General features: G+C 43.9%; 17 protein-coding genes and 1 pseudogene. 5 read left to right on the forward strand and 13 right to left on the reverse strand.

The annotated features are described in order from the left end of the window. Nucleotides 1-3: 3 nt before the first annotated feature. Nucleotides 4-1099 (reverse strand): peptide chain release factor 2 gene (locus FFV08_07730; protein QLB52501.1). Its coding sequence is split into 2 segments (ribosomal slippage): nt 4-1026 and nt 1028-1099, totalling 1095 coding nucleotides; the frame shifts between segments, so codons are not numbered across the junction. A gap of 311 nt (nt 1100-1410) precedes the next feature. Between FFV08_07730 and FFV08_07735 the strand changes: the two genes are divergently transcribed. Next, a complete protein-coding gene (locus tag FFV08_07735; GenBank protein ID QLB52502.1) occupies nt 1411-2271 on the forward strand; it encodes a phosphoesterase in 861 nt (286 codons plus the stop codon). On the opposite strand, the gene FFV08_07740 is transcribed toward FFV08_07735, so the two are convergent. From FFV08_07740 to FFV08_07755, 4 genes are all read right to left on the reverse strand, one after another. After that, nucleotides 2265-3056 carry a DUF2785 domain-containing protein gene (locus FFV08_07740; GenBank protein ID QLB52503.1) on the reverse strand — a complete coding sequence of 264 codons (792 nt, stop codon included), beginning with the start codon at nt 3054-3056 and terminating at the stop codon, nt 2265-2267. The genes FFV08_07735 and FFV08_07740 overlap by 7 nt on opposite strands. Nucleotides 3057-3144: 88 nt before the next feature. Next, entirely contained in the window at nt 3145-5913 is a 2769-nt protein-coding gene (locus tag FFV08_07745; GenBank protein QLB52504.1) for a cation-translocating P-type ATPase, read from the reverse strand. Nucleotides 5914-6126: 213 nt separating this feature from the next. Beyond that, on the reverse strand, nt 6127-6519 hold the full coding sequence (locus tag FFV08_07750; protein ID QLB52505.1) for a DUF1934 domain-containing protein: 393 nt from the start codon (nt 6517-6519) through the stop codon (nt 6127-6129). Beyond that, a complete protein-coding gene (locus FFV08_07755; GenBank protein ID QLB52506.1) occupies nt 6458-6673 on the reverse strand; it encodes a hypothetical protein in 216 nt (71 codons plus the stop codon). The genes FFV08_07750 and FFV08_07755 overlap by 62 nt, the downstream gene beginning before the upstream one ends. On the opposite strand from FFV08_07755, the gene FFV08_07760 reads away from it, so the two are divergent. The 4 genes from FFV08_07760 to FFV08_07775 are packed head-to-tail and all read left to right on the forward strand — an operon-like array spanning nt 6629 to nt 11205. Continuing rightward, a complete protein-coding gene (locus FFV08_07760; GenBank protein QLB52507.1) occupies nt 6629-7930 on the forward strand; it encodes an HD domain-containing protein in 1302 nt (433 codons plus the stop codon). The genes FFV08_07755 and FFV08_07760 overlap by 45 nt on opposite strands. A gap of 1 nt (nt 7931) precedes the next feature. After that, a complete protein-coding gene (locus tag FFV08_07765; protein ID QLB52508.1) occupies nt 7932-8741 on the forward strand; it encodes a sugar-phosphatase in 810 nt (269 codons plus the stop codon). Beyond that, nucleotides 8726-9955, forward strand: coding sequence for an aminoacyltransferase (locus tag FFV08_07770; GenBank protein QLB52509.1), 1230 nt, complete (start codon nt 8726-8728; stop codon nt 9953-9955). Before FFV08_07765 ends, FFV08_07770 begins: the two co-directional genes overlap by 16 nt. A gap of 14 nt (nt 9956-9969) precedes the next feature. Further along, nucleotides 9970-11205 (forward strand): aminoacyltransferase, encoded by a 1236-nt coding sequence (locus FFV08_07775; protein QLB52510.1) that lies wholly within the window; start codon nt 9970-9972, stop codon nt 11203-11205. A 34-nt stretch (nt 11206-11239) separates the two neighbouring features. On the opposite strand, the gene FFV08_07780 is transcribed toward FFV08_07775, so the two are convergent. The 8 genes and pseudogenes from FFV08_07780 to pcrA form a co-directional block, all read right to left on the reverse strand. Beyond that, nucleotides 11240-14974 carry a CHAP domain-containing protein gene (locus tag FFV08_07780; GenBank protein QLB53288.1) on the reverse strand — a complete coding sequence of 1245 codons (3735 nt, stop codon included), beginning with the start codon at nt 14972-14974 and terminating at the stop codon, nt 11240-11242. A 205-nt stretch (nt 14975-15179) separates the two neighbouring features. Continuing rightward, nucleotides 15180-15938, reverse strand: coding sequence for a triose-phosphate isomerase (locus FFV08_07785; protein QLB52511.1), 759 nt, complete (start codon nt 15936-15938; stop codon nt 15180-15182). A gap of 280 nt (nt 15939-16218) precedes the next feature. Continuing rightward, complete coding sequence (rfbD, locus tag FFV08_07790) at nt 16219-17073, reverse strand: dTDP-4-dehydrorhamnose reductase (protein QLB52512.1); 855 nt, start codon at nt 17071-17073, stop codon at nt 16219-16221. Between the two features lie 261 nt (nt 17074-17334). Then, nucleotides 17335-18818: pseudogene (locus FFV08_07795) on the reverse strand (hypothetical protein). Continuing rightward, a complete protein-coding gene (locus FFV08_07800; GenBank protein QLB52513.1) occupies nt 18815-19741 on the reverse strand; it encodes a glycosyltransferase family 2 protein in 927 nt (308 codons plus the stop codon). The pseudogene FFV08_07795 and the gene FFV08_07800 overlap by 4 nt, the downstream one beginning before the upstream one ends. Nucleotides 19742-19842: 101 nt before the next feature. Beyond that, entirely contained in the window at nt 19843-21123 is a 1281-nt protein-coding gene (locus FFV08_07805) for an O-acetylhomoserine aminocarboxypropyltransferase/cysteine synthase (GenBank protein QLB52514.1), read from the reverse strand. A gap of 98 nt (nt 21124-21221) precedes the next feature. Then, entirely contained in the window at nt 21222-21620 is a 399-nt protein-coding gene (locus FFV08_07810) for an NUDIX domain-containing protein (protein ID QLB52515.1), read from the reverse strand. Then, a complete protein-coding gene (gene pcrA, locus FFV08_07815; GenBank protein QLB52516.1) occupies nt 21617-23899 on the reverse strand; it encodes a DNA helicase PcrA in 2283 nt (760 codons plus the stop codon). Before pcrA ends, FFV08_07810 begins: the two co-directional genes overlap by 4 nt. Nucleotides 23900-23908: the final 9 nt, after the last annotated feature.

The raw sequence follows: 23908 nt of genomic DNA on the forward strand, positions 1-23908 counted from the left end.
TTCCTAGTTCAAACGCCATTTCAAATAAGCGTCGATGAAACCATCCAAATCTCCGTCCATCACCTTGTCCACCTGAGCTACTTCATAACTGGTACGATGGTCTTTGACCATGGTATAAGGCGTAAAGACATAGGAGCGGATTTGGCTGCCCCAGGAAATCTCCTTCTTATCTCCCTTGAGTGAATCGACTTCGGCTGCTTGTTTCTCTTGCTCTAGCTGGTAAAGCTTGGCCTGCAGCATCTTCATCGCCCGATCGCGGTTTCCATACTGGGTCCGGTCAACCGTAGACTGAACCACAATTCCCGTAGGAATATGGGTCAGCCGCACACCAGTAGAAACTTTATTGACGTTCTGCCCGCCGGCTCCTCCCGAGCGGAAAGTGTCCATCTTAATATCGTCATCGCGAATTTCCACCTCAATGGTATCATCCAGCTCTGGCATGACCTCTACTGAGGTAAAGGAAGTATGGCGACGTTTAGCTGAGTCAAATGGCGAAATCCGGACCAACCGGTGGACTCCCATTTCTGACTTGAGCAGACCATAAGCGTGCGGCCCTTCAAATGAAAGAGTTACCGACTTAATTCCCGCTTCATCTCCCGCTTGATAGTCTAAGACCTCTACTTTGAAGCCCTTGGCATTGCCAAAGCGTGTATACATACGCAGCAGCATATCTCCCCAATCCTGAGCCTCTGTACCACCAGAGCCCGGGTGAATTTCAAGGATAGCATTGTTATTGTCATAAGGCTCAGATAGGAGCAGGGTCATTTCATAGCTGGTCATCATTTTCTCGAGTTCAGCCAGCTTTTCTTCCAACTCTCCCTGAACCGACTCATCTTCAGCCAGAAAATCAAGCAAGATTTCCGATTCATCAAAAAGCTCGGTCATCTGATGGAAATTTTCATAGGTTTGCTTGAGTTCATTCAGCTCTTGAGATGTCTTCTGGGCTGCAATGTTGTCATCCCAAAAGTCGGGTTCTGTCATCTTATTTTCTAAGATGGCAATTTCTTCTTCCAGACCTTCTAAGTCAAAGAGACCCCCTGAAAGAAGCTAATTTTTCACGATTTGCGTCAATCCTTTGACGAATTTCTGAAATGTCCATAAATACCTCTTTTCACATATCGTTTAATTATAACATAAATTAAACAGTTTGCCTAATCTCATATTCAGCAGCTTACATTTTATCGGATTTTCCCTAGCTAGGCAAGACAAGCGACTCCTTGTCACCTAATTGTTAGAAAAGTAATATAATGACATGGGGTTGGAAGAATTATTTCAAGCCTTCCTAGACTTCGTCCATGAATAAACGAAATACAAAATTACGAAAATTTATGAAGTGTTCTGATAAAAAAGGAGACTATCCATAGGTGCTTAAGCATTTTCAAGTTTTGAAAAATATGCTAGACTAAAACCATGACAAGAATCGGATTTATGAGCGACCTCCATCTGGACTCCAATCAGTTTGGGGATTTTGAGCATCAAGCTCTTCGCCAGCTTTTAAAAGAGGAAGGGATTGACCACCTACACATTGCTGGAGATTTATCCAACGACCTGACCAAGATCAGTTTGCCCTTTATTGAAGACTTAAAGCAAGACCTTCCTATATCTTTTAATTTAGGAAATCACGATATGCTGGGACTTTCTGAGCAAGAAATTTCAAACTATGATTTTCAGGTCCAACAGTTCGGCCAGACCAAGCTCGTCAGCTTTTCTGGCTGGTATGACTACAGCTTTGTTCCAGAAAAAAGCAAGGAAGAACATCTGAGAACCAAGACCAATTTCTGGTTTGACCGTAGATTGGAGCGTCAACTCGACGACCCTAGCATTACAGCTCAGACGCTGCAAGAGTTAGAAAAACTACTGGCGACTTTAGATGGCCCCATTATTGTTGCTCTGCATTTTGTCCCCCATCAAGACTTTCTATACGACCATCCCTATTTCCAGCGCTTCAACGCCTTCCTAGGAAGCCAAGCTTTTCATCAGCTCTTTGTCAAATACAAGGTGAAAGAGGTTGTTTTCGGCCATCTTCATCACCGCCATCAAAGCCGTGTTATCGAAGGTGTCCGCTACCATATGCGTCCTCTGGGCTACATCCGCGAATGGGAACTGACTCGGAACTTTTTTAATGACTTTCCTCAGTATAAGATTCCCCAGATGTACCGCCTGCACAAGCGTTATAATGCTGTTAAAGATTTAGCCGAATTTCGAGACTATAAGAAAAAACATCTGGCAGCTGAACTGCGAGATGCTTTAACAGTAATTGAAGTTCAGTAATGGAAATGTTGAATTGCAGCTCTCAGCTCATCTGAAAGCTGTTTTTTGCTGTCCAACTGCACATAGACTTCTAATAAGCAGGAGCGAAAATTGGAAAAAGCAATGAAGTCTTGGTTGCTTTCCAATGGAAAACTCTGTGATTGAAGCCATAGTCTAAGTTCACGCTGCGACAGTTTTTCCTTTAAGACAGCTTGATAGAGCACCTGGGCTAAGCGCCAATCCTCATCATTTCCGAAACGGACTAAAACTCTTTTAAAAACTTGATGAATGACCTCTAAAACCTCTGGCATCCTACTGGAGGGAAAGTCCGGATGACAAGCCACTTCTGTCAATAAGTCTGCTCCATGAGCAAAGGCATGTACCCAACCGTATTTCCTGGAGTAACCCCTTGTGTCTCTTTCTACTGACAAGTAGGTTAGCCCCTTATCTAGTAAATATTTTCTTCCTTGCACTGATAAAGCCTGATAATACGAAGAGTTTGGATTACCATCACAGTTTAAGAGATTGGCATAAAGTAAAGCCGTGAAGGAACGTGTTAAGGTGGCTTGACCATTTTTATCACTCTTGTAAAAAAGTCCTTGTCTTTTGACTGCTTCTTGAGCCAAGAAACGAAACTGTTCAGCTGAAAACAGGTCAGCTTGAAGTCCCTTTGCTAAGGACGAAAAGACTAACTCATCACGGATTGTCGCTTCTGGATGACCAATATGATCCAGTAACCATAAGATTTCTTCCTCATAATATAAAGGAGAAGCCTCTTCCAACTTCTTTCGTAAATTTTGATACATACTTTCACCGTCCTTTCGAGTTGCTTTCTTTGAATTTGATTATATCGCCTTGTACGCAAAAAAGCCATCCGCAGATGACTTTTTGCTCTTAAATAGCATTCTTGTCCATACCTAATTTACGTTGGATGAACTTAACAATTTCAACAATGACAATCATGGCAAAGCTACCAATCAGAACAACTGTCCATTGTGACAAGTCCAGCTTGGTCACATGGAAAATCTTTTCCAGTGGATCAATTACAATAGTCGAAATCAATAGGATGAAAGAAACCAGAATAGACCAGTTAAAGGTCTTAGACTTGAATGGACCAACTGTAAAGACAGACTGGTAAACAGATTTTACATTATAAGCATGGAAGAGCTGGATGAGGCCAAGCGTTGCAAAGGCCATTGTCAGAGCGTCCGCATGGATAGCTTTGATATCACCGGCATGAACGGGATTAGAGATAGCATAACCATAAACCGCCAGAACCAAAGCCCCTTGCAGGACACCCTGATAGATGATAGAGCTCATCACTCCACCTGAGAAGAAGCTAGACTTACGGCCACGAGGTTTATGACTCATGACACCTGGCTCAGCAGGCTCAACTCCCAGAGCGATGGCAGGGAAGGTATCCGTTACTAGGTTAATCCAAAGCAGATGAACTGGCTGCAGCACATCCCAGCCAAAGAGGGTTGCCAAGAAAATAGTCAGTACCTCAGCTGTATTAGCTGAAAGGAGATACTGGATGGTCTTTTGAATATTAGAGAAGACCTTACGTCCTTCTTCAACGGCTACAATGATTGTCGCAAAGTTATCATCTGCCAGAATCATGTCAGAGGCACCCTTAGATACTTCTGTACCGGTAATGCCCATACCGATACCGATATCAGCTGTCTTCAGAGCTGGTGCGTCATTGACACCATCACCTGTCATGGCTACGACCTTACCTTGGTTTTGCCAAGCTTTGACAATCCGTACCTTATGCTCAGGAGAAACCCGGGCATAGACAGAGTATTGGCCAACAACCTTTTCGAATTCTGCATCAGAAAGCTCATTGAGCTCTGCGCCAGTCAGGACATGGTCTTCAGTATCTCCTTCTTCGATGATACCCAAACGTTTAGCGATAGCTTCTGCTGTATCCTGATGGTCACCGGTAATCATAATCGGACGAATACCTGCTTCCTTGGCTACACGAACGGCTTCTGCAGCTTCTGCACGTTCTGGGTCAATCATACCGATTAAACCAGTAAAGATTAAATCATTTTCTAGATTTTCAGATGTCAGGTCAGTCGGAACTGCATCAATAATCTTGTAGGCACCAGCCAGCACACGAAGAGCTTGGTGAGCCATGTCTGAGTTGTTCGACTTAATCAGCTGTGAAGTAGCATCATCAATCGCTGCAACATCTCCAGCCTTATCATGGGCAACACAGCGTTTCAAGAGTTGATCTGGCGCTCCCTTTACTGCCACAAGGAATTTCCCATCTGGCAATGGATGGATAGTAGACATGAGCTTACGATCTGAATCAAAGGGAAGCTCAGCTACACGAGGATATTTCTCTAAAAAGGCCTTCACATCATAGCCCTTGTCCAGAGCATACTGGATAAAGGCTGTTTCTGTTGGGTCACCAATTAGCTTCCCTTCCTGGTCAATCTTGGTATCATTGGCTAAGACAACTGAACGTAAGAGCGGCAGCTCCAGTCCAAGTTCAATATCTTGTCCAGCTTCATTCAGGACTCCGTCGTAAAAGACTTTTTCGACCGTCATCTTATTCATGGTCAGGGTACCGGTCTTATCTGAAGCGATAATCTCAGTTGATCCCAAAGTCTCAACAGCTGGAAGCTTACGGACAATCGAATTCCGCTTAGCCAAAACCTGAGTTCCCAAAGCCAACACGATGGTAACGATAGCAGGCAGACCTTCTGGAATAGCGGCAACTGCCAAGGCTACAGAGGTCATCAGCTCATCCAGTGGATTTTTCCCTTGAATGAAGACACCAACTACAAAGGTCACCGCAGCGATCACCAAGATAGCATAAGTCAGAATTTTAGACAGGCTATTAAGGTTTTGCTTAAGAGGTGTGTCCGTTTCATCCGCATCCTGCAGCATACCTGCGATATGGCCGACTTCCGTATACATCCCTGTATTGACAACCAATCCAACCCCACGACCATAGGTCACATTTGAGTTTTGGAAGGCCATATTGACACGGTCGCCGATACCAGCATCTGCAGCCACCTCAACAGTCAAGTCTTTCTCAACTGGCACAGACTCACCTGTCAGAGCTGCTTCTTCGATTTTCAGTGAATTAGCTTCCAAAAGCCGCATATCTGCTGGGACAACGTCACCGGCTTCCAGTCTAACGATATCACCAGGTACCAAGTCCTTAGAATCTACTTCTGTGACATGGCCATCACGTAGAACACGCGCAGCTGGGCTGGACATAGATTTGAGAGCTGCAATCGCTTCTTCAGCCTTGCCTTCCTGATAGACACCGAAGATGGCATTGATGATTACTACAGCTAAGATGATTAAAGCATCTGCAATGTCTTCACCACCTGATGTGACAACAGACAAGACAGCTGCTACCAACAAGATGATAATCATCAAATCCTTGAACTGCTCCAAAAACTTCATTAAGAGAGATTTTTTCTCCCCTTCATCCAGTTCATTGCGGCCATAATCAGCTAAACGCTTGGCTGCTTCTTGACTAGACAAACCTTGCTCTGAAGCGTCCAAAGTTTTGAAAATTTCCTCAGGACTCTGGGTGTAAAAAGCTTGGCGCTTTTGTTCTTTTGACAATGTATTCCTCCTCTTGGCCTCTTTTATTTCTGAACTTTTCTGACCACTACGACTCATCATCTTGAGCCACATCAGTCACATCCAAAAAGTCAGAAACAAAAAAGAGACCTGTTTATTAACAAGTCTCGCTATTTCATACAAGGCCGGAAATTTCTTTCGTATTGACGACCTTGTAACGGTTATTCCGTTAGCTACTCCCTTGAGTTAGAAACTATTATACCAATTTTTCAAGCATTTGCAAGGGGAAACATCAAGATTTTCAAGAGTTTTCTCGGAGAATAGCAGCTAGCCCCAGCTAATCTCCATCTCATAGCTGGCAAAAATCTGCTCTCCATCAATAGTTTTTAGCTGATAATGAAGTTGCAGAACTTGATTAGTAAAATCAACCTTATAGAAAGGAGTATCTGTCACAAACTTCTGCACGCCCACAGGTGTATAGATGCCAACCAGCGCCTGACCTTGACTGATAAAACGCATGATGGACTTAGGCTCAGAAAAGCGGGTCATAACCAACTCTTTATCGTGAAACTTCAGAACTACTTTCTCTCCTTCCTCATTCTTGTATAGCAGATAATGATAGTCTCCCTTTTGCGTCCAGTCCGTATCGTAGATTTGATCAATTAACTCGGTATGCCCGTCCAGCTGGATGTGATTTTTTATTCTGATTTGCATCTTTATCTCGTTTCTCTTTTTCTTTCCCTATTCTATCAAAAAAATGACAAAATTGCTCTTCTTTCAGTCGCAGCTTTGATTTTTTTCCTACTATGATTTGTGGTATAATGGTAACATGATTGAAAAAGTATTTCGGGACCCGGTTCACAATTATGTTCATGTGGACCATCAGGTTATTTATGATTTAATCAATACCAAAGAATTTCAACGGCTACGCCGCATCAAACAGCTGGGTACTTCCGGCTATACTTTCCACGGCGGGGAACACAGCCGTTTTTCGCATTGTCTGGGAGCTTATGAGATTGCCCGACGCATCACTAAGATTTTTAATGAAAAATACCAAGCCAACTGGGATAGCCATGAAAGCCTGCTGACCATGACAGCCGCTCTCCTGCATGACTTGGGACACGGAGCTTATTCACACACTTTCGAGCGCCTCTTTGATACCAATCACGAGGACATTACGCGGCAAATCATCACCAGTCCAGAGACAGATATTCATCAGGCCCTGGTGCAGGTTTCGCCGGATTTCCCAGAAAAGGTAGCTAGCGTCATCAACCATACCTATCCCAATAAGCAGGTGGTCCAGCTGATTTCCAGCCAGATTGATGTGGACCGGATGGATTATCTCTTGCGAGATTCCTTCTTTACTGGCGCTTCCTATGGGCAATTTGACTTGACTAGAATTTTACGAGTGATTTGTCCTGTAGAAAACGGCATCGCCTTCAAGCGCAACGGCATGCATGCGGTAGAAGACTACGTAGTCAGCCGCTACCAGATGTACATGCAGGTCTATTTCCACCCGGCCAGCCGAGCTATGGAAGTTCTGCTGCAAAATCTGCTCAAGCGGGCCAAGTTTCTCTATCCAGCTCAGAAGGATTATTTTGCGCTGTCATCGCCAAATCTCATTCCATTCTTTGAAAACAGAGTGACCCTGCAGGATTATCTGGCCTTGGATGATGGTGTTATGAATACCTATTTCCAAGTTTGGATGACTAGTCCAGACAAGATTTTATCTGACTTGGCTCAGCGTTTTATCAACCGCAAGGTCTTTAAGTCCATCGTCTTCTCTCAGGAAAACGAAGCGCATTTGGATATCATGCGAGACCTAGTTGGACAGGTTGGTTTTGACCCTGATTACTATACTGCTATCCATCGTAATTTTGATTTGCCTTATGATTTCTACCGGCCTGACGTTGAAAAACCTCGGACCCAGATTGAGATCCTGCAAAAAGATGGCAGCTTAGCAGAACTATCCAGCCTGTCACCTATCGTTGATTCGCTAGCCGGGACTAGACAAGGCGATAATCGCTTCTACTTCCCCAAGGAAATGCTGGCAGAGACCGGACTTTTCAGCGAGAAGAACCAGACCTTTATGCATTATATAAAAAACGACCAATTTACCTACGGAGAATAATATGTCTATCAAATTAGTTGCCGTTGACATTGACGGCACCCTTTTAAACAACCAAAAAGAAATCACTCCTGAAGTCTTCAGCGCTGTTCAGGATGCCAAGGCTGCTGGCGTCAAAATCGTCATTGCAACCGGCCGTCCTATTGCGGGTGTTCAAAAGCTTCTCGAGGAGCTAGAGCTTAATCAGCCAGACAACTATGTCGTTACCTTCAACGGCGGACTGGTGCAGGATACTCTTACAGGTCAAGAATTAATCAAAGAAACACTGACTTATGACGACTATTTGGATATCGAACTGCTCGGACGAAAATTAGGTGTCCACATGCATGCCATCACCAAGGACGGCATTTATACAGCCAATCGCAACATCGGCAAGTACACTGTTTACGAGTCCAATCTGGTCAGCATGCCCATCTTCTACCGCACACCTGAAGAAATGGTCAATAAAGAAATCGTTAAGTGCATGTATATTGATGAGCCGGAAATTTTGGATGCGGCCATTTCTAAGCTGCCACCAGAATTAGCCGAAAAATATACATTAGTTAAGTCAGCTCCTTTCTATCTGGAAATTGTCAAAAAGACTGTTAATAAAGGGGCTGCTGTTCTGCATCTGGCTGAAAAACTGGGCTTGAGCAAGGAGCAGACCATGGCTATCGGCGATGAAGAAAATGACCGCGCCATGCTGGAAGCCGTTGGTTCTCCTGTTGTCATGGAAAATGGCAAGGAAGAACTCAAGAAAATCGCCAAATATATCACCAAATCGAACGACGAATCCGGCGTAGCACACGCTATTAGAGAGTGGGTTTTAAAATAATGTTTAGTTACAAAATTGGAATTTCAGCTCAGGAACACGACGATTTTGTCACGGCTCATCCGCAGGCCAATCTTCTGCAGAGCTCAGCTTGGGCTCAGATTAAGGATAACTGGGCCAATGAGCGCTTGGGCTTCTATAAAGACGACCACTTGGTTGCTGCAGCCAGTGTATTGATCAAACCACTGCCCTTGGGGATGACCATGCTTTATATCCCGCGCGGTCCCATCATGGACTATAGTGACAAGGAGCTGCTGACCTTTGTTTTGGCGTCGCTCAAGAAATTTGCCAAGGAGAAAAAAGCGCTCTTTGTCAAGTTTGATCCTAGTCTCTTTTTGGCAGAAAGCAAGATGGGCGGTGAATTGCAAGACAAAGCAGAGACTGTTGAGCTGATTCAAGAACTGCAGCAAGCAGGAGCTGTCTGGGTCGGGCGGACTGAGTCTCTGGACGAAACCATCCAGCCTCGCTTGCAGGCCAATATTCATAAAGAAGATTTCAGCGAGGATCTGCTTTCTAAGAGTACTCGGCAGGCTATTCGTACAGCCCGTAACAAAGGTATTCAAATCCAATTTGGCGGAGCAGAATTACTGGATGACTTTTCAGCCCTGATGAAGAAAACGGAAAATAGAAAAAACATCCACCTACGCGGCAAAGACTATTACCAAAAACTCTTGGATACTTATCCTGACCACTCCTACATCACCTTGTCCAGCATTGATTTAAAGGCACGCTTGGAAGACTTGCAGACTCAGCTTACCAAGACACTTAAAGAAGCAGAGAAATTTACCGAGAAAACCAAGCCCGGCAAGATTGAGAATAACCAGCAAGAACAGAAACGCCTCCAAGAAGAGATTGACTTCCTACAGGACAAAATCAGCCAAGGTGCTGCTGTCGTTCCCCTGTCTGGCACACTGGTCTTAGAATACGGCAAGACCTCTGAAAATATCTATGCCGGAATGGACGAGGAATACCGTCGTTATCAGCCAGCCATCATCACTTGGTACGAAACGGCCAAACATGCTTTTGAGCGCGGAGCAGATTGGCAAAATATGGGCGGAATCGAAAACGACCTCAAGGGCGGTCTCTACAGCTTTAAATCCAAGTTCAATCCGACCATTGAGGAATTTGCTGGTGAGTTTAACCTGCCAACTAATCCTCTTTACCACCTCTCCAATCTGGCCTACACTGTCAGAAAGAAACTGCGCAGCAAGCATTAAAAGAAAGGAAGCCTATGACCTTTAAACTTCTCAGCCAAGAAGAATTCATCCAGCATACCTCAGCTAGCTCCCAACGCTCTTTTATGCAGACCGTGGAAATGGCAGAGCTGCTGAGCAAGCGTGGCTTCAGTACCCAGTATGTTGGCTACACCGACCCGCAGGGACAGGTAGTGGTATCTGCTGTCCTCTACAGTATGCCTATGACTGGCGGCCTCCATATGGAAATCAACTGCGGTCCTGTAGCTACCGATGCACTATATCTGACTCCCTTCTATCAAGCTTTGCAAGCCTATGCCAAAAAAGAAGGCGCCCTGGAGCTCATCATCAAGCCCTACGAGACTTATCAGACCTTTGACAGCAATGGCCAACCTACATCTGATGAAAAAGTCAAGCTTATCCAGCAACTAACGGATTTGGGCTTTGACTTTGACGGCCTACAGACGGGCTATCCAGGCGGGGAGCCTGATTGGCATTATGTCAAAGATTTAGCCGGTCTGACTGAGAAAGATTTGCTCAAGTCCTTCAGTAAAAATGGCAAGGCGACCGTCAAAAAGGCGAATACCTTTGGTATCAAGCTAAAAAGACTGGAACGAGACCAACTCAGCATTTTCAAAGACATCACAGCTGCCACTTCTGACCGACGTGAATATGATGACAAACCACTAGACTACTATCAAGATTTTTATGATAGCTTTGGTCAGCAGGCGGATTTTATGGTAGCCAGCCTTAACTTCAAGGACTATCTTCAAAACTTACAAAAGGATCAAGAGAAACTGGGCCAGAAAATTCAGAAACTGCAGGCTGACTTGGAAAACAATCCTCAATCTGAAAAGAAGCAAAATCAGCTGCGAGAGCTTTCCAGCCAGTTTGATAGCTTTGAAACCCGCAAAGCAGAGGCTCAAGAGCTGATTGACAAGTACGGCGACCAAGACCAGGTCCTAGCTGCTAGCCTCTTTATCTACACCCCTCAGGAAACAACCTACCTCTTCAGCGGCTCCTATCCTGAGTTTAATAAATTCTACGCTCCAGCCCTGCTGCAGGAATACGTTATGACCGAAAGTATCAAGAGAGACATTCCATTTTATAATTTCCTCGGTATTATGGGAATTTTCGACGGTTCTGACGGCGTTCTGCGCTTCAAACAGAACTTCAACGGCTTCATCGTCCGAAAAATGGGGACTTTCCGTTATTATCCTAACCCTCTCAAGTTTAAGCTGCTTCAGCTCATAAAGAAAATTCTAAGACGTTAAAAAAACCAAGTTTTCCCTTGGTTTTTTTGTGTGTCTATTTATAACGAGGTGATGCAAAACCACGGATATTTCCATGACCGATGCGGTAAGTATTGCGTTTAACTTCGTTGTTACTGTTACCTTCAATCGTGTGAATGATGCCATTTTCGACTTTTTCGACAATACCGATATGATCAGCCCAGCCATCGTTTTGCTGGGTATCTTTGTCCCAGTTAAAGGTGATGATATCACCTGCACTAGGTGTCGAATTGCCATCTTCATTCCAAATGCCTAATCTCTTGAAAATATTAATATGACGCTCTACACCACACTCGCGGCCGATAAGATCGCTCAAGCCCTCTCTTTGGAAAATAACCGTCGTGAAAATGTCACACCAGTCATCTGTATTTTTTACAGCATAGCCAACCGGCAGCGGTCTGACACTGTTATAATCGTTGACCAAGCGCTGATGCTCAGCACTGCCTCCCTTGACACCTACCATAGCAGCTGCCGCCGCAAGTACGCGGTCTCGCTGATTGGTAGCTGCCTGAGGACGGTTCACGGAGATAGAGGTCTTTTCTCCACCAGCTCCCTGCAGCTGATTTTGATTATTTAAGTAGTACAAGTGAACATTGTACTCGCCTGCATTATTCTTATGGTCACGCGCATATACATGCTTACGATAAGTACCATCAGCCTGACGATCCGCTGTGTACCATTGGACATCATCTTGGCCATTCGCTTCTGACCAAGTCGGCAGGTAAACTGTCTTGAGACCTTCTGGTGCCACAATGCCTGATACTACAATATCAAACTCTCCAGTATCGTTATTTTTATTTTGAAAACTGATTTTACCCTGCGGCTTACTGATTGACACATTGGTCTTGATGCCGCCCGCCCCAACCAGCTTGCCATCATTTTGCACATAGTAGAGATGGATATTGTATTCGCCCTGAACGTTGTTATGGTCACGCGCATATACATGTTTACGATAAGTGCCGTCAGCTTGACGCTCTGCGTCATACCACTTAATGTCATCTTGGCCATTGGCCTCTGACCAAGTTGGCAGGGATACGCTCTTGAGACCGCCTGGAGAGACGATTCCTGAAACGACAATGTCAAAATCGCCTGTTTCGCTGTTGCGATTTTGAATGCTGATTTTACCTTGCGGTTGACTGATAGAAACCTTAGTCTTGATACCACCAGCTCCAACTAACTTACCATCATTTTGCACATAGTAGAGATGGATATTGTACTCACCTTGGACATTGTTATGGTCGCTCAGGCGAACTCGTTTACGATAAGTACCGTCAGCTTGACGCTCTGCGTCATACCACTTGATGTCATCTTGGCCATTGGCCTCTGACCAGGTTGGCAGGGATACGCTCTTGAGACCGCCTGGAGAGACGATTCCTGACACCACAATATCAAAATCACCCGTTTCGCTGTTACGATTCTGAATACTGATTTTACCTTGCGGTTGACTGATAGAAACCTTAGTCTTGATACCACCAGCTCCAACTAACTTGCCATCATTTTGCACATAGTAGAGATGGATATTGTATTCGCCCTGAACGTTGTTATGATCGCTCAGGCGAACTCGTTTACGATAAGTACCGTCAGCTTGACGCTCTGCGTCATACCACTTAATGTCGTCTTGGCCATTGGCCTCTGACCATGTTGGCAATGATACGCTCTTGAGACCGCCTGGAGAGACGATTCCTGACACCACAATATCAAAATCACCCGTTTCGCTGTTGCGATTCTGAATGCTAATCTTGCCTTGTGGCTTTGGCTTATCTAAGGAAATGGTCGTTTTAGTTCCTGTGACACCAACAAGTTGACCATCATTCTGAACATAGTAGAGATGGATATTATACTCACCCTCAACCATCTTGTGATCGCTCAGGCGGACTCGTTTCCGGTAGGTACCATCAGCCTGACGTTCTGCTGTGTACCATTTGATGTCATCTTGGCCATTGGCCTCTGACCATGTTGGCAGAGAGACAGTTTTAAGACCACCAGGGGATGAGATACCTGAAACCACGATATCAAAATCGCCAGTTTCTTTGTTTCGATTTTGAATACTGATGGTGCCCTTAGGTTTGCCAAGAGAAACGGTCGTTTTAGTGCCGCTTACACCAACCAAGCGGCCGTCATTTTGAACATAGTAGAGATGCACATTGTACTCGCCCTGCACATGATTGTGATCGCTGATGCGCACCCGCTTACGATAGGTACCATCAGCCTGACGCTCTGCTTCATACCACTTAATGTCATCTTGGCCATTGGCCTCTGACCAAGTCGGCAGAGAGACAGTTTTAAGACCACCAGGGGATGAGATACCTGAAACCACAATATCGAAATCACCCGTTTCGCTGTTACGATTCTGAATGCTGATTTTACCCTGTGGCTTGATGACAGATACATTAGTTGTAGTACCGCCAACACCGACTAATTGACCGTCGTTGCGGACATAATAGAGATGGACATTGTACTTGCCAACTGAATCCTTATGTCTGCTAGAATCAACAGAAACTTTATAGGTCCCATTGGCCTGCTGAGTGGCTGTGTACCAGATAATATCGTCTTGACCATTAGCTTCAGACCACACTGGAACACTAACAACAGACACTCCATAAGGAGCGGAAACGTTTGAAATCACAATATCAAAGCTGCCGTTGACATTATTCTTATTCTGAATACTGATGTTACCCTTTAAAGGCTGCTTAGCAAGAGCAGACTGCTGGGTAAATCTCCCAGTGTAATCAACGCTATGGTCAAATACATGCTTGCCAGCTAACAGCTGAGCCTGGGCTGTAAACTGCCATGCTCCAGCGCCACTATTGTATTTGAGAGATTTAGCTCCATCAAGATTTAAATTAGAAGACGGATACTGAGCCACCCAGAAGTTGCTATAGCCAAATTGCGATGTATTAACCGGTCCCTTGCTGCGAAGATTATTTTGATCCAGCCAGCTAGCGCTAGTATAATACATCAGGTTAGAATAACCCAGTCTGCGCATCTCATCCGCCCAAGCCTGGGTATGCTGGTTAATCCCATTTTGCATTTTAGAATCTTCCATGTCATTGACCATGACTGTGTTTTTAGGAAGACCTAGTCTATTAGCAAAGGCAGCGTAATAACGAGCTTCGGCTCTCGCTTCTTCATCGTTAGTATAGTGCGAGAAGGCATAGGTCGATACTTGTAAACCAGCTCCCTGAGCGTTTCTCACTTGAGACTCGGCAAATGGATTGGTGTAATGGGTTCCTTCTGTCAGTTTGACAACGACACCGCCAACCCCTTGCTGGGCTAATTTACGATAGTCGTCTACGCTGATATGGCCATTGTGGCTGCTGACATCTACAAAGGAAGTACCTTTAATCTCTGCTTGGGAATTCCCGCGGGCTGCCTGAGACTTTGACCCAGCATTATAAAATACAGTTTTTCCAGCATTACTAGCTTTTGGTGCTGATGCTACTGCAGGACTGGCCTTTGGCTCTGAGGCAGTAGCAGAATCTGCAACAGAAGAGCTTGCTTTTGCTGACTGATCAGCTGCAGTTTCATTCTGATTAGAAGGAGTTGCGTCTGACTGAGTTTGCCCTTCTGGCTTAGCAGAAGCTACCTGAGTTTCTACAGGAGCTGATTGAGCTGCTCCTCCAGACTCAACAGCTGTTCCTACAGCATTCGTTACTTGCTCCTCTTGCTTAACTGCTTGAACCGACTGTTCAGCAGTTGCCAATGCTACAGTCGGCTGATTAGCCGTTTGTGATGCAGCAGCATTTACTATCTGATTCTGGGAACTAACAGACCTTTCTGTTTTTAAAATTTCTGACTCAGCGATTGTATGTTCCTCGGCTTTTGCAACATTGGCAGTCGCTGCCAACAAAATAGCCGTACTCGCTAAATAAACCAATTCTTTCGATTTCAACTTTTCTCTCCAACTTTTAAAAAACTTGTCACCTTTGGGAGGACAAGTCTTTTTTCAACATTTTTTATTTTACAAAATCAAGCAATGCCAAGAAGCTTTCAGCTTCAAGTGATGCACCACCAACAAGAGCACCGTCAACATCAGGACAAGCCATGTAAGACGCAACATTTTCAGGTTTTACAGAACCACCGTACTGAACGCGAACCTTGTCTGCTACTTCTTGACCAAAGTCAGCTGCGACAACATCACGAACTGCTTTACACATCTTTTGAGCGTCGTCTTGAGTTGCTGACTTACCAGTACCAATAGCCCAGATTGGCTCATAAGCGATAACCAATGATGCAACTTGCTCAGCTGTCAAGTCTTTCAAAGCAGCTGATACTTGAGCACCAACGAATTCTACTGCTTTACCAGCTTCGTAAGTTTCAAGCGATTCACCACAGCAGATGATTGGCACCAGACCATTGCGGAAGATAGCGTGCGCTTTTTTGTTGATGTCTTGGTCTGTTTCATGGAAATAATCGCGGCGTTCTGAGTGACCGATAACGATGTAGTCAACTCCAACTTCTGCAAGAACTTTAGGGCTGTTTTCACCAGTGAAGGCACCTGCATCTTCAAAGTAAGCGTTTTGGGCTGCAACTTTAAGATTGCTTCCTTTAGCTGCTGCCAAAACAGTCGTCAAATCAAGTGCTGGAGCAGCGATACCAGCTTCTACTAAATCTGAAGAAGGAAGCTTAGAAGCAACCGCTTCTACAAAAGCCTTTGCTTCTTCAGGATTTTTGTTCATTTTCCAGTTACCAGCAATAAATGGTTTACGTGACATATTCACACACCTCTTCTATTTTATTTATAGTAATATTGTAACACAGTTGCATGAAATAATAAAGGTTATCCACAGAATTTCATTAAATTGAAACATCTTTATTTTAAGGGGATAAGATCTGTGGAAAATTTTTCTCATTCTCATTTTCCACCCGTATCTTCAAGTCAGCTCTTTCTCCACCAAAGTACGCGCCTGAAAATCACTTCTTGAGTCTGCCAGAAGAAAAAACAGAACCTAGTCTGAGACTAAGTTCTGTCGCTGTTATCAACTTCAAAGAGAATCACTGTTTCTTCTCTTGCTTGTAAAACTCTTTCAAAGCATCCTGCCAAGTCGGAATGACAAAACCTGTAGCCTTGGCCTTAGCCAGGCTCATAGTGGAGTTGAAAGGCCGCTTAGCCTTGGCCGGGAATTTGCTGGAATCAACTGGCTGGACTTCCACATCCGTATCTTTGAGAATTTCCACTGCAAAGTCATACCATGTCGTGTCCTCTGCAGCGTCATTAGACAGATGGTAATAACCAAATTCCTTTTGATTTTCAGCCAGATAGGTCATAAACTCAGCCAGCGTACGAGTCCAAGTCGGACGGCCATGTTGGTCATTGACTACAGTCAGAGTTTTGTGCGTCTTGGCAAGATTTTGCATGGTAAAGACAAAGTTTTTACCGTAGTTACCAAAGACCCAGGCAGTACGGATAATATAGAAACGACTAGAATATTTCTCAACCAGCTCCTCGCCCATGCGCTTGGTACGGCCATACTCAGTCTGCGGATCCGGCCGGTCATCTACTTCCCACTCCTCACCGACAGACTTTTGACCATCAAAGACATAGTCTGTTGAGATGTAGACTAAGGTTGCTCCGTGTGCTTCTGCAGCTTTTGCCACATTTTCAGTCCCGGTCACATTGATGGCATAGTCCAGCTCTTTTCCTTCGTCCTCAGCCGCATCAACAGCGGTATAGGCTGCGCAGTGATAGACCAAGCTTGGCTTGACCTCCGCAAAGACCTTGTCCACCATTTGGGCATTGGTAATATCCATTTCAGCCACATCAACAGCCACATACTCCTCATTGCGCTCATCCAAAAGATAGCGAAGCTCTGTACCCAGCTGTCCATTCGCACCTGTAATTAAAATCATTTGTCTTTCCTTTCACATCATAAACATTCAATGAGTTTATTATAACAAAAAAAGCAGAAAAAATCTGCTTGGTTGAATCATACCTCTAGTCATTTTTAGAAAATAAAATCTCTTACTTTTTACACTCCATATATAAATGATTCAATATTATGCAAGTGATAATCAGAAAACTCAGCATCATTTCAAATTGACAGTATAAACTTTAACAATGCATAATCATATTAAAATGAATTTTTTCCTTATTTCTCTCTTAGAAATATTCTACTTCATGATAACAAATAATTCATTATTTTCAAGATAAATATTATATAACTTTGTTTCTTCAAGTAATGTATAATTTTCACTACTAAAATCTATATTAGCAATATCGATTAATTTGAAATCTACGTTTAAGTTCGTTATGCTATTAAATCTCAATGTCATATCCCAAGAAACATTCGTATTTGGCATAATCAAACTTTTTAACATTGGATAAACAGAAGCTGTATTGTTAAATACTGGAGAATCCGAAAGAAAGCGATTCACATTAATAACTGTTTTTTCGGGTGTAATGTACTTGTTTAGAGAGGAAGCTAGTATTATGCTCTGTGCTTTGAACATTTCATTTTGTTGTTTTAAACTGCTGACAAAAGTAAAAGAGAAAGATAAGAAATAAAAAAATAATAATCCTGATACGAGAGACTTCCCTCTACGTAGAATTTTGCTCTTTTCAACGCACTCTAAGCTAACGATTAAGAGAATAGTTAGAAAAATTCCATACCCATATTCATATCTTGGTCTCATCAGGTAATAAGGGTTAGATAAAATCAAATATGTTCCATAGCTAAGTACACTTCCTAAACTTAGCCAAATCAGCATGTAAATAAAGTTTAAAAGGATTTTTGTTCTGGATAAACGAATCACACTGATAGTTAAGAGAAATACAGCAAGTATAGTTAATAAAACCCAGATAGTTGAACTTTGAAAAAATATATTCTTCAAATATCCTGTAGCATTCACCCCAATTATTTTAATCATCCCTAATCCTTTTGGAATATCAGCTTGGTCAGCAAAAACAGGAGGCTTTATAAAAATTTGTATACGATATAAAACCAAACCAATTACATATGACACGATTGAGATGAAAATTTTAGGAATTTCTTCTTTAAAAAGTTTGCCTTCTAGTAATTCTAAAAATATTAGAGTCAATGTTACCAGAATATAGACTCCCGAAGAAGCTTGGTAAGAATTGCACATTAAGAATATACCAACAACTGACATGATTCCAAATATTTTTTTATTATCCCAAAAAATAAATGGGATAATTGAAACTAATATACTTAAAGTCATAAAAGGATTGTCAAACCTAAAACTTAATGGCTCTAAAAACCATGGATTAATCCCTATAATAGTTGAAACACATGCTGTTATAAAAGAAATCTTTTTATCGGGATATAAGACAAATAATAAGATTAAGCTAGCCAGAGATAAAAAACATGCTGACAGAATATGAGGAGTTAATCCTAGATCTGTCAAATGATCTCCCCCTGTATCAAACGAGCAGAATATTCACTTAAATATCTTGAATAGTGTTCAGAGAATCCTGAATAACCTTGTAATTGTCTTCCAATGTCATCAATAAAGGGATACTCAGCTAAACCGACATTAATATTGACCACTGAATAAATAATAAAAATAAGCAGGGCAGACGATTTATTTAAAAGAAGATAGTTTTTAAAATCAGAAAAACGTTTTCGGAAAATCATTTACTCTTCTCCTTAATCACATAAATCGGCCGATGCTTGGTTTCCATAAAGATTTTGCCAATGTATTTGCCTAGGATACCGATGGTCAGTAGCTGAAAACCACCGATAAGGAGAATGACAGTCATGAGGGATGGCCAGCCCGATGTCGGGTCACCAAAAACCAAGGTACGGATAATAATTACTCCCATCAGGATGAAGGCTAAAATCCAAGACAGGATACCTCCTAAAAAGGCGATGTTGAGCGGCGCATCAGAGAAATTGACAATGCCTTCCAAAGAATAGTTAAAAAGGGACCAGAAATTCCAAGAGGTCTTACCTGCCACTCGTTCGACATTTTTGTATTCCAAGTACTCGGTATTAAAGCCAACCCAGGCAAAAATCCCCTTGGAGAAGCGATTGTATTCTGAAACATCCAGAATGGCCTCTACCATCTGACGGCGCATCAGTCGGAAGTCACGCGCACCATCCACCATCTCTACCTGACTAATCTTATTAATCAGTTTATAAAACAGATTGGCAAAAAAGCTCCGGATAGGTGGCTCTCCCTCTCGAGTAGTGCGACGGGTCCCCACACAGTCCAGTTCTGGATTCATGTCCAACATAGCTTTCATCTCAATCAGAAGCTCGGGCGGATCCTGCAAGTCCACATCCATGACCGTCACCAAATCCCCGCTTGCCTCTTGGAGCCCAGCATAGAGCGCTGCTTCTTTTCCGAAATTACGAGAAAAGGACAGATAGTGCACATCAGGACAACGACTGCTGAGCTCACGTAGAACAGCCAAGGTCCGGTCTGTCGACCCGTCATTGACAAAAATATATTCAAACTGGTCACGGATTTGATATTTCACCGCTTCCATGGCTTCATGAAACAAAGGAATAGACTCTTCTTCATTGAAACATGGAACAATCACCGAAATTGTCATTTTAATCTCCTACTATTTTTATATATTACATCCTATTATAACAAAAAACTAGGCGAAAACCTAGTTTTATTCTTATTTGCTTAGTCTATAGACCTTGAAAATTAGATAGATTCCAAGGCAATCCTCAAATCCTCAATCAAGTCATCCACATTTTCCAAACCGATAGAAAGACGGATTTGATTTGGTGTAATGCCTGCTGCCAGCTGAGCCTCTGGAGACATCTGACCATGAGTCGTCGTAGCCGGATGGACAACCAGAGACTTAGCATCTGCTACATTGGCCAAGTCAGAGAAAATCTCTAAACTGTCAATAACCTTACGAGCTTCTTTCTCCCCACCATTGACATTAAAGGTGAAAATTGAGCCCACGCCTTTAGGGAAATATTTTTCTGCCAAAGCATGATAAGGACTATCAGTAAGCTTGGGATAATTGACCTGCTCAACCTTAGGATGCTCTGCTAGGAAATCTACAATCTTCTCGGCATTGGACACATGGCGCTCTACACGCAAAGAAAGAGTTTCCAACCCCTGCAAGAAGAGAAAGGCATTGAAGGGGGACATGGCTGCGCCCGTATCGCGCAAGAGTTGGGTCCGGACAGCAGTAACAAAGGCTGCTGCTCCGACATCGCGCGTATAACTGATATCATGATAACTTGGATCCGGATCAACAAACTGCGGAAACTTGCCAGAAGCTTCCCAGTCGAAACGACCGCTGTCCACAATCACACCTCCGATGCTGGTTCCGTGACCACCAATAAACTTGGTCGCAGAATGCACCGCTATGTCTACTCCATGAGAAAAGACATTGATCAGATAAGGTGTTGCAAAGGTATTGTCGGAAATCAGCGGAATTTTATGAGCATGAACCAGCTCTGCTAAAGCGTCAAAGTCAGGAATATTAATCAAAGGATTGCCCAAACTTTCAATCAGAACCAACTTTGTATTATCCTGAATAGCTGCTTCTACTTCAGCCAGATTTTCAATATCAACAAAAGTCGTGGTAATGCCATAGCGAGGCAGGGTTTCCTTGAGCAGATTAAAGGTGCCGCCGTAGATGGTGGAGGCTGCCACTACATGGTCGCCAGCATGCGCCAGGGCTAAAATAGTATAGGTAAGGGCCGCCATACCAGAAGCTGTTGCTAGAGCTCCGACTCCGCCCTCCAAAGCCGCAATCCGCTCCTCAAAAGCAGACAGGGTCGGATTGGTAATCCGAGTGTAGATATTTCCCGGTTTGCGTAGGGCAAAAAGATCTTCTCCCTCCTGAGTATCATCAAACACATAGGAAGTTGTCTGGTAAATAGGCAGAGCCCGCGACTTAGTTGTCGGGTCCACTGTTTGTCCGGCATGAAGCTGCAGGGTTTCAAATTTAAATTCACGTGTCATAAGGTCACCTCACTATAGTTATGTGATAAGTCTACCACTAAAAGCCCCGCTTGACTAATAGAATTTCCTTATCAAAAGAAATAAAGAGAAGTTATATCTTATAGCTTCTCGGTTATAATCTCAAAAGTCGCCTGATTGCTGGGCCAGTACAACTGCGACGAAACTTTGTCTAAAGCTACCCACTGAGCTCCTACATGCTCATCTGAAAGCTGGATTTCCTTCTGTTCAGTCAGAACTAGAAAAAGATTCTTGTGGATGGTCAGATTTTCATCAATCTTTACCATAAAATCTCCAAGACCCGTCAGACTTGAACAAGCTAAGAGCAAGCCGGTCTCCTCTTTTATTTCACGAAGGCAGGCTTCTTCTGGACTGTCACCACTCTCAATCCCACCAGTAATGGGCTGCCAAAAGAAAACTTTCTCATCCTCAACTTTCAGGAGCAAGATTTCTCGTTCCTCTGGATGATAAATCCAGGCTTCAATCGACTGTCTCATCATGATTTTTTCTCAATCGGTGCTATGCTGGCCAGCACTTTCTTCAGACCGACTTCTGGGAAATTAATCTTAAGCTCTTGACTATTTCCGCTGCCAGAGACTGCCAGAACTGTCCCATCGCCCCATTTCGTATGGTGGGCAATATCACCGATAGCCCAAGCAACTTCCGGCTTAGATGACTCGCTGCTCTTGCCAAAAGGCAGACTGCCTGTAGAAATCGAACTAGGAGCCGCCTGACGCTTCCGCTCCTGCAGGGCTTGAGCCAGACTCATGCCCTGACCGAATTTGCTAGTATCGCTATTGGTATAACTAACCTTAAAAGAGCTGTTTGCCGGCCGAGCCAGTCCCTGATAGTCTAGCAAGTCTGAGCTGATTTCTCTCAAGAAGCGGGTAGGTTGATTAAAATTGGTTTTACCATAAAGCATACGGGAATTGGCATTAGTCAGATAGAGAATCTTCTCTGCTCGAGTGATACCGACATAGGCCAGACGCCGCTCTTCTTCTAGCTCATCCTCATCTTCAGATACCCGACTTAGAGGGAAGACATTTTCCTCCATACCAACCAGAAAGACAACCGGAAATTCCAATCCCTTGGCCGCGTGGAGGGTCATCAGAGTCACTTCAGAACTCTCCGTATCTCCGTCATCTGTGTCCGCTATCAAGGCTAAGTCATTGAGAAAACGGCTGAGCTTATCAAGACCAGACTCATCAGCAGGATTATCTGGACTTTCGTCAAAGTTCTTGGTTACAGACAGGAATTCTTCGATATTTTCAATCCGTGCTTGGCTTTCTAAGGTTGCCTGGGCAGCCAAGGCTGTAGCATAGCCTGTCTTTTCCAATACAGCCTCTACCAGCTCCGTCACTGTATAATTATCCAAGCGCTCCCGCAAATCCAGAAGCATATTGGCAAAATCATAGACCGCCTGAGCCGCCTTGCCCTTGACCGGCGACAGCAGGATATTAGTCGACGCATCCAGTAGAGAGATTTCCTGGCTGGCCGCAAAATCCCGAATCTTCTCCACCGTTCCTGGACCGACACCACGCTTGGGCTCATTGACTACGCGCTCATAGCTGATATTATCGCTAGGATTGGCGATGAGATTGAGGTAAGAAATGACATCACGGATTTCCTTGCGGCTGTAGAACTTGGTGCCCCCGACCATGGTGTAGGGAATATTGGACTTGAGCAGGGCTTCCTCCACCGTCCGTGACTGGGCATTGGTCCGGTAAAGGACTGCAAATTCCTTATGACTGTATCCTTCTCGGGTCAGCTGATCAATGGTTCGGGCGACAAAGAAAGCCTCGTCCTGCTCGTCATTAGCCCGATAGTAGACAATTTCCTCACCGTCTTCGTTTTGAGTCCAGAGATTTTTAGGACGACGGTTGCGGTTGTTTCGGATGACTTCATTAGCCGCCTGAAGAATGGTCTTGGTAGAGCGATAATTTTCCTCTAATAGAACTACCTTAGCTTCTGGATAATCCTTTTCAAAGTCCAGGATATTCTGCATGTCGGCTCCCCGCCAGCCATAGATAGACTGGTCAGCGTCTCCGACCACGCAGATATTCTTAAAGCGTGAAGCCAAGAGCTTGACCAGCTGGTACTGGGCATGGTTGGTATCCTGATACTCGTCCACATGGATGTACTGGTAACGTTGCTGGTAGTAGGTCAGGACGTCAGGATTTTGGTCAAAAAGCCTCAGGGTCAGCATGATTAAGTCGTCAAAGTCCATGGCCTCAGACTGGCGCAATTCCTTTTGATAGGCCGTGTAGCACTTAGCCACAATCTCTGTATACATATCACCAGCTAGATTTGCATAGGCCACCTCATCAATCAAATCGTTCTTGGCATTGGAAATAGTTCCCAGAATGGCGCGCTCATTCCACTTTTTAGGGTCCAGATTGAGATTTTTAAGAATCCGTTTCATCAGGGTTCGCTGTTCACCTGGATCAACGATGGTGAAGTTGCGATTGTAGCCAATATGGTCTGCTTCTCGTCGCAGAATGCGCACACACATGGAGTGGAAGGTAGCGATTAAGCAATCTTGGGTCTCCGTTTTAAGTTTTTCAGCCCTTTCTCTCATCTCCCGCGCTGCCTTATTGGTAAAGGTAATGGCAAGGATATTCCAAGGATTGACCATCTTCTCATCAATCAAATAGGCAATACGGTGGGTCAGGACACGGGTCTTACCCGAACCAGCTCCCGCCATTATCAGTAAAGGCCCTTCTGTTATCTGAACCGCCTCAGCCTGACGGTCATTCATACCGTTTAATAAAGGATGCATGTTTCTTCC

This window comes from Streptococcus sanguinis, assembly GCA_013378335.1.
GTDB classification, from domain to species: Bacteria; Bacillota; Bacilli; order Lactobacillales; family Streptococcaceae; genus Streptococcus; species Streptococcus sanguinis_I.

Bases quoted from the DNA above. Each gene is read 5' to 3' on its own strand.
- FFV08_07735 (QLB52502.1), top strand. From the start codon at position 1,411: ATGACAAGAATCGGATTTATGAGCGACCTCCATCTGGACTCCAATCAG.
- FFV08_07740 (QLB52503.1), bottom strand. From the start codon at position 3,056: ATGTATCAAAATTTACGAAAGAAGTTGGAAGAGGCTTCTCCTTTATAT.
- FFV08_07745 (QLB52504.1), bottom strand. From the start codon at position 5,913: ATGTGGCTCAAGATGATGAGTCGTAGTGGTCAGAAAAGTTCAGAAATA.
- FFV08_07760 (QLB52507.1), top strand. From the start codon at position 6,629: ATGATTGAAAAAGTATTTCGGGACCCGGTTCACAATTATGTTCATGTG.
- FFV08_07755 (QLB52506.1), bottom strand. From the start codon at position 6,673: ATGAACATAATTGTGAACCGGGTCCCGAAATACTTTTTCAATCATGTT.
- FFV08_07765 (QLB52508.1), top strand. From the start codon at position 7,932: ATGTCTATCAAATTAGTTGCCGTTGACATTGACGGCACCCTTTTAAAC.
- FFV08_07775 (QLB52510.1), top strand. From the start codon at position 9,970: ATGACCTTTAAACTTCTCAGCCAAGAAGAATTCATCCAGCATACCTCA.
- FFV08_07785 (QLB52511.1), bottom strand. From the start codon at position 15,938: ATGTCACGTAAACCATTTATTGCTGGTAACTGGAAAATGAACAAAAAT.
- rfbD (QLB52512.1), bottom strand. From the start codon at position 17,073: ATGATTTTAATTACAGGTGCGAATGGACAGCTGGGTACAGAGCTTCGC.
- FFV08_07800 (QLB52513.1), bottom strand. From the start codon at position 19,741: ATGACAATTTCGGTGATTGTTCCATGTTTCAATGAAGAAGAGTCTATT.
- FFV08_07805 (QLB52514.1), bottom strand. From the start codon at position 21,123: ATGACACGTGAATTTAAATTTGAAACCCTGCAGCTTCATGCCGGACAA.
- FFV08_07810 (QLB52515.1), bottom strand. From the start codon at position 21,620: ATGATGAGACAGTCGATTGAAGCCTGGATTTATCATCCAGAGGAACGA.
- pcrA (QLB52516.1), bottom strand. From the start codon at position 23,899: ATGCATCCTTTATTAAACGGTATGAATGACCGTCAGGCTGAGGCGGTT.